Genomic DNA, 13,979 nt, shown 5'->3' with positions numbered 1-13,979 from the left:
AAAACCTCTCCCCTCCGGGCGAAAACCCTGCCCTCCACAGGCGCCCGGGTCGTTGCTACGACTGCCGGTGAAGACCTCACCCTGGAGTGCCGATGACGAAGCCTTTCGAGTTCAACAGCCGCGAGACGGCCGCCCGTTACGAGGACGAGGGACCGCGTCGCTTCGTCCCTGGCTACGATGTGAGCCACGCCATGGCGGCCACCCTCTTGCGCGACCGCCTCCGCGACAGCGGGCGGATCCTGGTGCTGGGCGCGGGGGGGGGTGTCGAGCTGTCGGTCTTCGCGAAGGCTTCCCCCGGCTGGACGTTCGTCGGCGTCGACCCCTCCGAGCAGATGCTCGCCCAGGCCGCCGACAAGCTGCGCGCTGCGCACCTCGACGACCGCGTGCAGCTCGTGAAGGGCTACGTCCCCGACGCGCCCGAGGACCCCTTCGACGCCGCCACCTGCTTCCTCACCTTCGGCTTCATCGCCGACGACGGTACCCGCCTCGACGTGCTCAGGCACATTCGCCGCAGGCTCACCGCGGGGGCATCGTTCCTGCTCATCGACTTCTGCGCCGACAAGAACTCCCCTGCCTTCGAGGCGCAGCTCCGCCTCTACGGCGCCTTCGCCCGGATGAACGGTGCCCCTGCCGATCTCGTCGCGCAGGCAGCCCGCGGCATGCGTGACGTCATGCACATCGTCACCCCCGCCCGCGAGGAGGCGCTCCTGCAGGAAGCGGGCTTCGACGACGTGACGCTCTTCTACCGGGCCTTCCAGGTCCACGGCTGGATCGCGCGGGCTTCCTAAAATCGTCCGCCGAGCTGGAAGACAGGGGTGATCTGGGCCTGGTCGAAGGTGAGTGCGCCCGCCGCGGCACCTGAACGAACCTCTGTCTCCTCGTACGCCAGCGCTGCTGCGTCGACCACGTGCGCGGCCAGCGCCCCCGCGATCCCGCCCCCCAGCGCGCCCACGGCCGCCCCGAGCTCTGCGAACCACCCGGTGCAGTTGTTCGTTGCGCACATGACGCCCATCCCGAGGAGGCCTCCGCCGAGTGGCAGGCCCAGGTTGAGCCCCAGGCTTGCCCCGGCGGCTGGCAGGTTCTCGTGGGCCAGGTGAATCGCGGGTCCGCTCAGCACGAGCACTCCGGCGCCCGTGGCCACGAGCGCGACGTCCAGCTCGTTGTCCAGCGCCTCACCCAGGGCCAGCGTCCCGTAGCCCACGCCGAGCCCGATCAAGTTCTGCCAGCCGTACCACTGCTGCTCTCGCTCGGTGCGGGGGACCATGCCCAGAGACTGTGCGGATGCTCTGCAAGGTGCGAGCAGCGCCATGACGAGCGCGGTGGCGGTGAGCAGCTTACGGACGGGCGTCACGCATCCAGGCTACACCGACCCTAGAACCGGCCGCCGTACTGGAAGATCGGCACGTACTGCGCCGGGCCTACGCCGAGACTCCTCTTTGCAGATCCCGCGGAGACCTCGACCTCCTCGAACGACAGCACCGCCACGTCGATCACGTTCGCCGCCACCATGCCTGCCGTCCCGAACACGATGCCTGCCACCACGGCTGCCAGGCCCCGATAGCTCCCGTTACAGTCGTCGATCAGGCAGTAGATCCCGGCACCGAGAAATCCTGCGCTGAGCGGCACGCCGAGGTTGAGGCCGAGGCTCCCAGCCGCGGCGCCTCCGCGCCCGTGGGCGAGATGCACGATTGGCCCGGTGAGCGCGTAGATCCCGAAGGCGGGGCCCACGAACCACCCCCTGTAGTCTTCGAACGCGTCGACGAACAGCCCGACACCCGCGAGGCTGTAGGCTGTGCCGAGTCCGATCGTGGTCTGCCAGCCGTACCACTGCTCCTCGGTGCGCACCTCCGCCTGGGCGTGTGCGGCGTCGGTGAAGGTCAGCGCAGCCAGCGCCGCGGCGGCGACGAACGAGCGCTCCACGATCTTCATCGACCTGCACGCTATCGCAGCGGACCTCGCGCTGCGACGTCACCGCATCGACATGGCGCGGCAGGGCACGCAGCCCTGGCCAGTGCTCTGTTTCCCGAGTGCGTCCCGGGTCCTCGGCTCGGCGTTCGAGGGAAGCAACGGGGGTAGGGACCATCGGGAGCGTAGGGACCCTGGGTCCCTGCTCTGGGGTACGCAGTACTAGAACCGTCCGCCGTACTGGAAGATGGGCACGTACTGCGCCGGGCCTGCGCCGAGACCGCTCTTTGCAGCTCCCGGGGAGACCTTGACCTCCTCGAACGACAGCACCGCCACGTCGATCACGTTCGCTGCCACCATGCCTGCCACCCCGCTCACGAGGCCTACCACCATGGCTCCCAGACCCTCGAAGGTGCCGCTGCACCCGTCGAACGCGCAGTAGAGCCCGGCGGCGAGGAGGCCCGCACCGAGCGGCGCGCCGACGTTGAGGCCAATGCTTCCCGCCGCGGCGTCTCCGCGCCCGTGGGCGAGATGCACGGCCGGACCGGTGAGCGCGTAGATCCCGAAGGCAGTGCCCAGGGGCCACACCTTGTTGTCATCGAACGCGTCGGTGAACAGCCAGACACCCGCGAGGCTGTAGGCCGTACCGAGTCCGATCGTGGTCTGCCAGCCGTACCACTGCTCCTCGGTGCGCACCTCCGCCTGGGCGTGTGTGGCGTCGGTGAAGGTCAGCGCAGCCAGCGCCGCCGCGGCGATGAACGAGCGCTCCACGAGCTTCATCGCCCTGAATGCTATCTCAGCAGACCTCGCGCTGCGATGTCACCGCATCGACACGGCGGGGCAGGGCACGCAGTCGTGGCTAGAAGCGCCCGCTGTACTGGAAGACGGGCCGGTACTGCGCTGGAGCTGCGCCGAGAGCGCCCTGGGCGACCCCCGTGGTGACCGGGACCTCCTCGAACGAGAGCACTGCCACGTCGATCACGTTCGCGGTCAGCATGCCGACTGCCCCGAGGATGATGGCGGTCTCGGCGGCCTTGAGGGGGCCTCTCAAGCCCCTGCAGGTCCCCACGCCGCAGGCGATCCCCACGCCGAGCAGGGCCCCGCCGAGCGGCAGGCCGACGTTGAGACCCAGGCTCATGCCGCCCTCGGTGGGCCTCTGGTGCGCGAGGTGGATGATCGGCCCGCTCAGCGCGTAGACGCCGAGCCCGACAGCCGCGATCCACTCCGTGTCCTCGTCGAGGGCGAGGCCGACACCGACGAGGCTGTAGGCTGCGCCGAGCCCGATCAGGTTCTGCCAGCCGTACCACTGCTCCTCGGTGGGGACTTCCGCCTGCGCCTGCGCCTGCGCGGCTCCGGAGGAGAGCAGACCTGCCAGCAGCACCGCGGTGAAGGAGGTCCAGGGACGCTTCATCTCGACCTTCCACCCTATCCTGGGCCGCGCCCGGCCGCGACTCAGGAGCTGACCTGAGAAGCAGAGGCGCGTCCTGTGATCCTGCCGAGCAGCTCCTCGTCTTCCAGCCGCTGTGCCATCGAGAGCGCCCGCGCCCGCGCCGAGGCCCCGTCCACCTCGCCCAGGATGCGCGCGAGCAGGTGCAGCCCCATCACCCGCAACCTCAGGAAACCTCCGTCTCCTGCGTGCCGGCACGCCGACTCCGCCAGGCGGATCGCCTCACCGCGATCTCCGAGCCGCCAACGTGCGTAGGCCTTCCCCGCGTCCCGCCGGTAGCTCACGAACGGGTCCACCTCCTCGTCCGCGATGCCCTCGTACAGCCGCAGTGCCCCTTCGTGGTCGGGCGCTTCACCCTCTCGTGGATGATTGAACCAGTACGCCTGCTGATCGACCCACCGTGCTTGCAGGCAAGCCCGCTCCGTTCCCGCGAGGCCAGTGGGGCCCTCCTCGCCAAGCACGCGGCCCACCTCCGCGAGCGCCGCCTCTGCCCGAGCCCTCTCTCCTTGCTTGCTCGCGAGGAACGCCTCGCACAGGCACGCTTCGACCCGCGCCGCAGGACTCGCGCCGGGCACCGCGCGGGCTCTCCGCAGGTGCACCCCTGCCGTGGCCATGTCGCGCCCGCGTAGCGCCACGCTGGAGAGCCCCAGCTCCACCCACACCCGCGCCCGCGCTCCGCTCACCGGCGGCCGGTCCCAGAGCCGGAGCTGATCCAGGCACAGGGAGCGCGGCAGATCGGTGAACCGGCTGTGGTACACGCCCATCCACTTCAGCCGCGCCTCCACCGCAACCGGCAGCCCGAACGCCCGCACGAGCCGCCGCCCGTGCAGACCCCCGTCGAGGTGCCCGCGCCGCCGCAGCCGCCGGAGCGCGCGCTCGATCGAGCCCGGATCCTCGGGGGTGCTCGCGAGCGACGACAGCCGGAGCGCCACCGCCGCGAGCGACCCCTGCGCCTCCACGAGGTGCTCCAGGTAGTCCGCCCAGGTGTAGCCGGGCGGCGCGGCTACACCCTCGTGTCCGGGTTCATGTCCGGGCGCGCGCCTCATGAACGGCGCATCCTCCGCGCACACTCCTTCAACGAGGCAACCGACATGACTTCACCTGACTTCACCCATTACCTGGTCATCGATCTCGAGGCCACCTGCTGCGACATGCACAGCTTCCCCCGCGACGAGATGGAGATCATCGAGATCGGCGCGGTGCTCGTCGACGCCGTGACCCTCGCGCCAGCGCGCGAGTTCCAGACCTTCGTCCGCCCCGTCCTTCACCCTCGGCTCACCGAGTTCTGCACGGGGCTGACCAGCATCACCCAGGCCGACGTGGACGCGGCTCCCCGCTTTCCTTCGGCCGTCGCCAGGCTCAAGGAGTTCGTGCGCGGCACCAACGCCCGCTTCTGCTCCTGGGGCCGCTACGACAAGAACCAGCTCGAGCGCGATGCCCACCGTCACCACGCCCAGCTCCCGCTCAGCAGCACCCACCTGAACCTCAAGGAGCGCTTCTCCCAGCAGCTCGGCGAGGCGCGCGCGTACGGCGTGGGCCAGGCCCTGCGCCGGGTGGGCATCCGGTTCGAGGGCACCCAGCACCGCGCCATCGACGACGCGCGCAACATCGCCCGCCTGCTCCCCTACGCGCTCGGCCGGGCCTCGCCTCGCCAGCAGGCAGCCCCGCTTCCGCCGCGGCCGGGGCCGGCGCGCTGATCGGAGAGGCCCTGGCGCGACCAGCGGCACGCCGTGAACCTCAGAACCGACCGCCGACATGAAAGAGTGGCGTGTAGCGCTCCGGCTGCATCTCGGACCCTGGCGCCGCCACGCCGACGGAAGTGCGCTCTTCCTCGTGGGAGAGCACGGCCACATCCATCACGGTCGCGAACAGCATGCCGGCCACCAGCCCGGCGCGCATGAAATCCGGCGTGTCATGGGACCAGTCGTCGCAGCCGAGAAGGCAGATGCCCCCTCCGGCGAGCGTCGTCAGGGTAGGCACGAGGACGTTGAGCGCCAGCGCCCCGCCTGCGGCGACGGGCCTTCCGTGCGCGAGGTGGATGATCGGCCCGCTCACCGCAAAGGCCCCGAGCCCCACGAACGTCACCGCGTCGGTCTTCGTCGTGGTGCCGGTCACTATCACGCCGCCCGACACGCCCGCTCCGATCAGGTTCTGCCAGCCGTACCACCGCTCCACCGTCTGCACCTGCTGAGCCCTTGCGCTGTCCACCGACAGCAGGACGGCACCGAGCGTCAACGCTGCGAGAAAGGCCCGGGGGCTCGTCACGACGCCGAGCCTCCTCCGCCCTCCGCGTCCTCCGGTGGCTTGCGCAGGAGCACCACGGCCCACAGCGACAGCGCCCCGAGCACGATCACCAGCAGGACACCGATGACGCCCCGGTAGCGCTCCGTCACCGGCAAGGACGGCGCCACTTCTCCCTGCCCGAAGCGCGGGTTCACCGCGACAGGTCCCATCGTCGCCTCCTTCGGTGCCTCGGACCGCTCCGCGCGCGCCAGGATGTCCTCCAGGTCGTACTGCGGCCTCTCCGCCACCTTGTCTCCCACGTACAGCCGGTGCTCTCCGGCCAGGGCGGCGCGGAACACGATCTCCCGCGACCTCACCTCGCCCTGCACTCCCCGCAGATCGAGCGGCGCCGAGTCGCCGTCGTGGATGGTCAGCCGGAACCAGCGCTTGCGCGTCACCTGCGTCGGCAGCCGCAGCGACTCCAGCGTCACCCCTGCGCGCGGCGCGATCCGGTACACCATCCCCCCGCCCACCGCGGGCCACACCTCCCGGTAGCTCGTCGCCGTCACCTCCACCCGCCGGCTCAGCTCCGACGTCCCCACGTCGAGCCGCAGCGCCTCGATGGGCACCCCCTCGCGCCCCTCTTCGCTCCCGGCGTCCAGCGTCACCACCGTGGTCTTCGTCAGCTCGTCGCGCGCCATCCCCTCGATCGCGAGCGGCACCAGATCCACCGGCGTCTCCGTCGCCGTCGTCGTCGTCCCCGGGCACGAGAACCATCCCCCCTCGATCCGGAGCCGGGCCGCGTTCTCGGCCCGATCGGGCAGCAGGGTCACCCGCACCAGCGGCGCCTCCGAGCGCGGGTAGGGGATATCGAGCATCTCCACGGAGCCCCCCGGCTGATCGACCCGGTACACGTACGGCCCTTCCGCCGCCGTCCCCAGCGCCTCGCGCCTGTCGCCCGTCTCCACCCGTGCCTGCCGCAGGAAGGAGCCGTAGCTCACCCGGAGCTTCACCCGGCAGTGCACCGATCCCGCTGGCAGCCTGAACGTCGCCTGCGAGGCCCCCTGCGCGTCCACGGTCGGATCCGACAGCTCCCCCGGGATGAGCGACTCCGCCCGCGGCGCCGCCACCGGGCGCACCACGTACGGCACCTCCCTCCCGTCCGGACCCGCGAGCCTCACATCGCTGAGCAACCCCTCCGACAGGCTCGCGCGGTAGAGCGGCGCGTCCACCGAGAGCCGGTGATCTCCCGCCGCCTCCACGCCTCCGACCGCCCTCACCGAGGCGAGCTTCGACACCCCGAGCGCTGTCACCGGCTGTGCCTCGGCGCGCCCCGCGAGCGCCCCGAGAGAAAGGAAGATCAAGCCTCCCACCGCGGCCCCGGGGGGACGCGGCGCCCCGGGCCCTCCCGCGCTCGTTCTCGCGTTCGTCCTCGCGCTCGCCCTCGCCTTCGCCGGGGGCGCCACTTCCCCCGTCTTCATCAGCGCCACGAGCCTCTGCCCGAAGCGCGCGTAGAGGAACCCGCCGGCCACGAGCAGCGCGCCGACGCCCGTCAGCAGCAGGATCTGGTAGCCCCGCTCCACGCTCCACACATCCCAGAGCGCGAGCTTCAGGACCGTCGCCAGGAACAGCGAGAGGCCCAGGTAGCGGTGCAGCGCGCTCCGCGCCGCGAAACCTCCAGCGAGGAGCGCCGTCGCCGCCGCCCCGAGCACCAGCGTCGTCGTCATCGAGAGCCTCCCGGCCTGGTCCACGATCGCCTTGTCCACATGGCTCCGGAACACTTCCCACTCTGCCCCGTCGAGGGGCACCGCGGGAGGCGCGGGCAGCGTCCGCACCGCCGAGCGCGCCTCCAGGATCGCCAGCGTGATCCACAGCGCGTGTCCACCGAGCACCGCCATCACGCAGGCTACCCGCCACCGCTCGTCCGCGTCTTTCTCCCGCGCCGCCCCCGCGAGCTGCCACGCCGAGACCAGCATCGCCGCCGACGTCCCCGCGAGCGCCACCGCGCGGGCATTGAACAGCACCGGGAGCGCCATCATCCCTTCGCGTCCCTGCGTCGCGAAGTACAGGTTCACCACCCGCCTCGCCTCCTCCACGTCGACCCCGAGCAGCCGGATCAGCGCCGCGATGAAGAGCATGCCTGCGAACGGCAGCCACATCACCTCGCGCGAGCGCGCCCCCACCGTCGCCGCCACGCACGCGAGCGCCGCCCAGAGCACGGTCACCGTCGCCCCGCTCAAACCGAACGCGATCGCCGCCGCGAACATGCCGAGCGCCTGCCCGAAGAGGAGCGATACCCGCGCGTGCGCCTCGACCCCCGTCTGGGGCCACGCCTCGGGAGCCGCCTCGGGAGCCGCCTCGGAAGCCGCCCCGGAAGCCACCTCGGGAGCCGCCTCGGGTGCCGCCTCGGGTGCCGCCTTGCGCGCCTCCCTGCGTGCCCTCTGCGCCCAGGCTTCCTGCTTCGCGCGCAGGAGCAAGACACCCACCGCCAGATCGGTGCTGCCAGCCGCCGCGGTGAGCAGCGCCCGCAGCGTGGGCATGTCGCTTCCGGTGGTCGTCAGCGCCGCCATCAGGAAGCCGAGGGGGCCGAGGGAGGCGGTGATCATCATCTCCCAGGTGACCTCCTTCCCGCGACGCACCACGTCGTCCACCACGGCGACGAGGTGCACGAGCGCCCACACCGCCACCGCGGCGAGGAACACCGCGTCCACCTGCCCGGAGCCCGCCGCGTTGCGCCGCGTGAACCCCGAGGCGATCGCCACCGCCACCACCGTGAACATCACCGCGGCGAGCTGCAGCCACCGCTTCCCCGCGCTCGCCGCGATCAGCGCCACGAGCGCTGCCGAGAGCGCCACCAGAAATACGAACAGCGTCGGCCGCGCCGCGACGAGCTGCACCCCGGCCAGGATCACGAACAGCCCTGCGCCGACCGTGCTCGCGATGGCGCCCGCTGGCGTCACCATCGCCTCCCGCCCGGGACCCAGCAAGAAGCCGCCCACGTACACCGCGGTCCACCCGCCGAGCAGCGCCACGAGGAGCACCCGCTCGTCCACCGGCACCCCGTGGCTCACCGACAGGAAGGCCATGAACGCTGCCGCCATCGGCACTGCCAGGAACTGCGTCGCCTTCACCGCGCGCAGGAGCGCGATCGCCCCGATCCCGAGCCCGATCGCCGCCACCGCGACCACCCGCGGGTGATCGAACAGGAGGAGCGCCGCCCCCGCATGGGTCAGCACCAGCGCGGCCAGCGCGAAGTTGCGCGCCGCGCTGGCCGCGCTGGTATCGCCCGCCTCGCCCCGCTCCCGGAGCTTCAGCGCGAGCGCCGACCACTGCGCGCCGAACAGCAGCACCGCCGCGATCGGCACGACCCGCGCTGACAGCGCGTGGTACGCCCCCCCGACATTCCCTCCCGGCAGATCGAAGCCGAACGCGTCCGGGGGGTGCACGTCGAAGAACCGCTCGTACCAGCCGAGGAAGAGCACCACCACGCCCGCGACCGAGAGCACCGGCACCACCTTGAACCGGGCCTTGAACGACACCCCGAGGGTGATCGACGTGAGCAGGAAGAGGTACGCGAACAGCGCGAGCGGCCGGTCTTCCCCCGTCGACAGCACCACCGGGTTCAGGAGCCCCGCGAGCAGCACCAGCACCAGGATCGGCTCGGCCCGGTGCCGCAGCGAGAGCGCCGCGCCGAGCACCAGCACCAGGCTCGCTGCCGCGAACGCCGCCCCCTGCGGCACGAGGTGGTAGAGCGCCACGCTCGACCACACCGACGCGACCAGCACCGAGATGCCGATCCCGGTCAGGATGTGGACGAACGCGGGCCGCGTCTTCGGCCGCAGCACCTCCGACGCGACGAGGAGCCCGACCCCCGCCGCGACGCCCACGGCGACCCTCCCTGCGGGCCCGATCCACTGGTTGTCGACCGCGTACTTGAAGAAGAAGAGCGCCCCGAGCAGGAACACCGCCGCGCCCACCCGCGTGAGCCAGGTGAGCCCGAGCTGCTCCTCCAGCGAGGGCCCCGCGGCCGTCGCCGCTGCCATGTCGACCTCGTCGAGAGGGTCCCCCTGCGGAAGCGGACCCTCGACGCCAGAGGGCAGGGGAGCCCCGGGAGGCAGCGCTCCTCCCGGGAGCTGGGTGCCATCCGGGAGCTGCGCGTCCGCGGGGAGCTGGGTGCCATCCGGAAGCTGCGCGCCAGCAGGTCCTGCGGCGCCGTCGGGGAGCGCTCCGTGCGCGGGCGGTGCCGCGCCTTCCGGAGACACAGCTCCCTCGGGAAGCTGCGCCCCTCCGGGTGGCTGGGCGCCTTCGAGCACACCGCCGGTGCCAGGAAGCTGCGCCGTCCCTGCCGGTTGCTGCGCCGTCCCGGGGGCTCCTGGAGCTGCCGCGCCGGGCATCGCGGCGAGGGGCGCCCAGGGGACTGGCCCTCCTGGCGGCGCTTCTGGCGGCGCTTCTGGCGGCGCTTCTGGTGGTGCTCCCGATGGGACCACGCCTGGGGCAGGCAAGGCGGTGCCCGCGGGGTCCATCATGGCGTCGGCGATCTGGGTCACCCGCCGCAGCGCGACGTCAGACCTCCAGGCGTAGTCCCGAAGCTGCTGGAGGTCCGCCTCCAGCGAGAGCACCCGGCGCTCCAGTCCCTCGGCGCGCGCCTTCGCGCCCGACGCCATCGCCAGGGCGATGAAGGGCGAGAGCAGGAAGACCCCCGTCAGACCGATCCCGAGCAGGATCGCGATCACTTCCATGGAGCACGCCTATCACGGAGCACCTCTCAGGCGGACCACCGCGCAGAGGAATCCCGCGCGCATCGCGCCGCGTCACATCCGCAAGAGCAGGACCTCGTGCCCATCTGGGGTCGTCACCCGCTCCACGCTGGCGGCGGATGCCTCCGCCAGGGAGACCTCCGACATCACCAGCGCGGCATGCACGCCGGGGAACGCCGTGAGCTGGGCGTCGAGCTGCGCGAGCGCCGCGCGCATCACGTCGCCGCGCACCTCCAGCCGGAGCTCGATCACCGCGCGTCGCTCCGGCGCCTCGCTGTCGCTCCCGATCAGCACGTCGGGGCCCTCGCTCTGGGAGAGCGACAGGACCTGCACCGGCCCCTCCAGCACCGCCTCCAGCGCCGAGCAGAACATGTGCTCCAGCGTGTGGCTCGTCACGCTGTTCAGCAGCCCGCTCGCGGCCGCCGAGACGCGCGCCCAGCGCGCCGCCTGCAGGAGGGACTTCTCCAGAAACTGGGGATCGGACCTGGGGATCTGCACGATCTCGCCGCTGGCGCCGCCCTGCTGGCCCTTGAGGAGCGCCTGCACCGTCGCCGCGCGCAGCGTCTCGTACACCTCCTTGGTGACCCGCTCCGTCGTGTCCCCGGCCGCTCTCCCCGGGGGCGAGAGCATGTCGAGCTGCGCCTCCAGCTCCTTGCGCGCTGCCGGGGGCGCCGCGAGCACGGTCGCCACCGCGGCCTTGCGCAGGCTCTCGCCCACCGTGCTCCGCAGCCGCTTCTTCTCGGGGACCTGGAAGGTGTGGCAGTAGCCCTCGTCGGCGCTGTCCGGGAACACCTTGGGGTCGAGCACCCAGGGATCGGCGCCCGAGGCGTAGGTGTAGGGCCGGAGCCTGACGCTCCTCTCGCGCGGCCGGATCTCGCCGAGGAAGCAGCCGTTCCCCCACTGGCTCCCCTGGTAGGCCGCGGGCGCGGCGACCTCCACGAACCCCCCGCGCTGCGAGGCGATCGCGCGGGTGCGCTCCTGGTGCAGGTGCCCGCGCAGCAGCAGATCGAAGACCCGCTCGCTCCGGCGCTCCACCATCCACCGCTCGCTCTCGTGCAGCTCGTCGAAGGGGTGGTGCATCAGCGCGATCGCGAAGCTCGCCCCCTCGTCCGCGATCCGCCCCTCTGCCCCGTCGATGCTCGGCTCGCCGAGCCAGAGCCGCCCCTGATCGTCGTCGGCCTGCGCGAACCACGCGGTGTTGAACGAGGCCACCGCGATCCGCGCCCCCCGGAGCTGCACGACCTCCACCGCCTCGGCCCCCACCCCGAGCCCCATGGGCCGGTCCGCGCCGAGCAGCGCCTGCATGCTCTTCCGGTAGGCGTCGAGCTTCTGCGCGTGGAACCGCCGGCTCTCCTCCTCCATGAAGAACCGCACGGCCTCCTCGTCGCTGGAGAGCGTGCGGAGCAGCCAGCGCCCCACGTCGCGATCCACGTCGTGGTTTCCGGGCACCACGAACACCCGCGCTGGCGCGACGCCGGTGACGTCGATGAGTTCGCGCAGGAACTCGCCCGCGAGCGCGTACTCGTCGGCCTTCCCTCCGTGCGCCAGATCCCCGGTCAGGAACACGAGATCGAGCGGGAACCGCGCCCGGTCCGCCTCGAGGAACTGCAAGAGCCCCCGCAGCACCCGGTCCTGATCGTAGCGCTTCAACCGCTGCGGCCGCAGGTGCAGGTCCGACAGGTGCAGGAACCGGATCGGCTCCTCCGGCGGCGGCCGCGGGGGGATCTTGCTTGTGCCCCCGGTGTTCCCCGTGTCTTGCCCGGCGTCCTGCGGGTCCCCCGCGCGCCGGGTGCGGCTCGCGAGCTTGCGGGACATGGCCGACAGCTCCTCCGCCCGCGGCAGCTCCACCACCTGCGAGGCCCAGGTGAGGAAGTCCGGCGCCCGCTGCCGCAGCACCTGCTCCGTCGTGCGCGAGATCAGCAGGAGGAGCGGCCCTGACAGCCGCCGGAGCAGCTCCCGCTCCGCGTTCACGAGCCCCGCGAACGCCGCCACCCCGAACGGGGCGGGAGGTGCTGCCGCGAGCAGGTGCACCTCCGCCGCGAGCCCCTGCGACAGCTCCGCCCACCGCCCTGGCCCCGCGTTCGGCGCGCACTCCCCGAGATCGCCCACCTTGATCGGCACCGCCGACAGGAGGGCCACGAGCGCGCTCCGCGCCCCCTCCAGCACCGCCTCGCTCTCGGCCACGACCACCAGGAGGCTCGCCGACCCCTGGGCGAGGTCGAGCCGCGCCGCGAGCTCCTCGAACCAGCGCTCGGAAGCCATCAGCGCGCCCGCTCCAGTTGTTGCAGGAGCTGCTCCACCGGGTCCGGCAAGCTGTACCAGGCGATCCCGTTCCGGTACTCGATCACCCAGAGCCCGTAGAGGAGCTGCTTCGTCACCTCGCCTTGCCCTTCCAGCCGGTACTCCCGCCGCACCTTCTCCAGCACCGGCAAGAACCGCGGATCGTACGCCCGCCGGAACGACTCCCGCTGATCCGCGATGGCCGCCTCCACGTCCTGCGGCTCGATGAAGCTCCCCTTCCGCACGTGCGCCTTCACCACGCTGGATTGCATCAGCCTGGCCAGCTCCCGGATGTTCCCCCCCGAGCCCGCGATGGCCCGGTCCACCGCGCCTGGCAGCACGATGCGCGGATCGATGGGATCCACCCGCGCCTCCACGATGCGCCGCAGGATCCCGACGCCCGCCTCGGAGCGCTGCCGCTCCCGCCGCCCTCCGTCGAAGTCCCAGAGCCGCACCGCCGGCAGGACCGCGCTGTCCGCGTTGTTGTACCGCTCGCTGAGCACGTTGAACGTCGGCTCGTACACGAGCGAGAGCGGGATGGTCAGGATCGCGACGCCCGGCGCCTCCGCCATGGGCTTGCGCTTGTCGTTGAGGAACGTGTCGTGCGCCTGCTGCGGGGGCAGCTTGTCGAGCCCGTCGAGGATCACCACCGGCCGCTGCAGCCGCAGCGCTTCGAGCAGCCTGCTCAGCACCTCCAGGGGATCGTTCGCCCCGTGCTGCGCCCGCGTCCGCAGCTCCGCGCGCTGGAGCGGGTTCTCCCGCGCCGCCGAGAGGAACCGCCGCAGCGTGTCCGCGAGCCCCTGCGCATCGCCGTCGACCCCGCCGTCCCCTTGCAGCCTCTCCAGCCAGCTCTTGCACATCGCGAGCGCCCCCGCGGGCAGCGGCGCCGCCGACTTCTTCGCCTCCGAGAGCAGCTCCGCCATGGCCGCCAGGTACATCTCGACCGAGCCGAGATCCTGCACGGCCGTCTGCGCTTCCAGGTCCACGAACGCGACGATGCGCCCCTCCTGCCGCAGGGCCTGCGTCACGTTGAGCAGCATCGTCGTCTTCCCGCACCCCGGCTGCCCCGCCACGAGCAGCTTGGCGTCGTCGTTCAGATCCAGCGACGCTTCGAGCTGCCCCCGGTACCGCTCGTGCGCCTCCGGCACGTACGACGACCCCGGCCCCCGCTCGGCCTCCTGCGAGGGCTTGTAGATGGGATCGAAGACCCGCGTCAGCTCCCTGAACTTGGCCCGCGCATCCTGCATGGTGGCGCTCCCATCGGACGAAGCTACCCGCCGCCGATCGGGGGGGCAAGTGAGGCGCCACGATTGCCGCATGGACCAGCCAATGCGCGCGTAATGCATTCACGTCGTGCACTGCGTGTC

11 protein-coding genes are annotated in these 13,979 nt (G+C 71.8%); 2 read left to right on the top strand and 9 right to left on the bottom strand.

Annotated features, from left to right (window positions below; genetic code table 11):
* The first annotated feature begins 92 nt into the window (after positions 1-92).
* On the top strand, positions 93-788 hold the full coding sequence (locus CAP_RS26315) for a class I SAM-dependent methyltransferase (RefSeq protein WP_044245912.1): 696 nt from the start codon (positions 93-95) through the stop codon (positions 786-788).
* On the opposite strand, the gene CAP_RS26310 is transcribed toward CAP_RS26315, so the two are convergent.
* The 5 genes from CAP_RS26310 to CAP_RS50915 form a co-directional block, all read right to left on the bottom strand.
* Entirely contained in the window at positions 785-1,351 is a 567-nt protein-coding gene (locus tag CAP_RS26310; RefSeq protein WP_156041157.1) for a hypothetical protein, read from the bottom strand. The two genes, CAP_RS26315 and CAP_RS26310, sit on opposite strands and share 4 nt — an antisense overlap.
* Positions 1,352-1,371: 20 nt before the next feature.
* Positions 1,372-1,929 carry a hypothetical protein gene (locus tag CAP_RS26305; RefSeq protein WP_044245907.1) on the bottom strand — a complete coding sequence of 186 codons (558 nt, stop codon included), beginning with the start codon at positions 1,927-1,929 and terminating at the stop codon, positions 1,372-1,374.
* A 198-nt stretch (positions 1,930-2,127) separates the two neighbouring features.
* Complete coding sequence (locus CAP_RS26300; RefSeq protein ID WP_044245906.1) at positions 2,128-2,685, bottom strand: hypothetical protein; 558 nt, start codon at positions 2,683-2,685, stop codon at positions 2,128-2,130.
* Between the two features lie 79 nt (positions 2,686-2,764).
* Positions 2,765-3,316 carry a hypothetical protein gene (locus tag CAP_RS26295; protein WP_044245904.1) on the bottom strand — a complete coding sequence of 184 codons (552 nt, stop codon included), beginning with the start codon at positions 3,314-3,316 and terminating at the stop codon, positions 2,765-2,767.
* Positions 3,317-3,357: 41 nt separating this feature from the next.
* Positions 3,358-4,398, bottom strand: coding sequence for a hypothetical protein (locus CAP_RS50915; RefSeq protein ID WP_044245902.1), 1,041 nt, complete (start codon positions 4,396-4,398; stop codon positions 3,358-3,360).
* A gap of 45 nt (positions 4,399-4,443) precedes the next feature.
* On the opposite strand from CAP_RS50915, the gene CAP_RS26285 reads away from it, so the two are divergent.
* Positions 4,444-5,049, top strand: a complete 606-nt coding sequence (locus CAP_RS26285; protein ID WP_044245981.1) for a 3'-5' exonuclease — start codon at positions 4,444-4,446, stop codon at positions 5,047-5,049.
* A 40-nt stretch (positions 5,050-5,089) separates the two neighbouring features.
* Here the strand turns inward: CAP_RS26285 and CAP_RS26280 are convergent, their stop codons facing one another.
* From CAP_RS26280 to CAP_RS26265, 4 genes are all read right to left on the bottom strand, one after another.
* Positions 5,090-5,617, bottom strand: coding sequence for a hypothetical protein (locus tag CAP_RS26280; protein ID WP_044245900.1), 528 nt, complete (start codon positions 5,615-5,617; stop codon positions 5,090-5,092).
* A complete protein-coding gene (locus CAP_RS26275) occupies positions 5,614-10,314 on the bottom strand; it encodes a DUF2339 domain-containing protein (RefSeq protein WP_044245898.1) in 4,701 nt (1,566 codons plus the stop codon). The genes CAP_RS26280 and CAP_RS26275 overlap by 4 nt, the downstream gene beginning before the upstream one ends.
* A 72-nt stretch (positions 10,315-10,386) precedes the next feature.
* A complete protein-coding gene (locus CAP_RS26270; RefSeq protein ID WP_044245895.1) occupies positions 10,387-12,594 on the bottom strand; it encodes a metallophosphoesterase family protein in 2,208 nt (735 codons plus the stop codon).
* Positions 12,594-13,859 (bottom strand): P-loop NTPase fold protein, encoded by a 1,266-nt coding sequence (locus tag CAP_RS26265; protein WP_044245893.1) that lies wholly within the window; start codon positions 13,857-13,859, stop codon positions 12,594-12,596. The genes CAP_RS26270 and CAP_RS26265 overlap by 1 nt, the downstream gene beginning before the upstream one ends.
* Positions 13,860-13,979: the final 120 nt, after the last annotated feature.

The sequence above is a fragment of the Chondromyces apiculatus DSM 436 genome (assembly GCF_000601485.1).
GTDB lineage: Bacteria > Myxococcota_A > Polyangia > Polyangiales > Polyangiaceae > Chondromyces > Chondromyces apiculatus.
The sequence above is the reverse complement of the archived record's forward strand: the minus strand, read 5'-3'. Positions and strand labels throughout refer to the sequence as shown.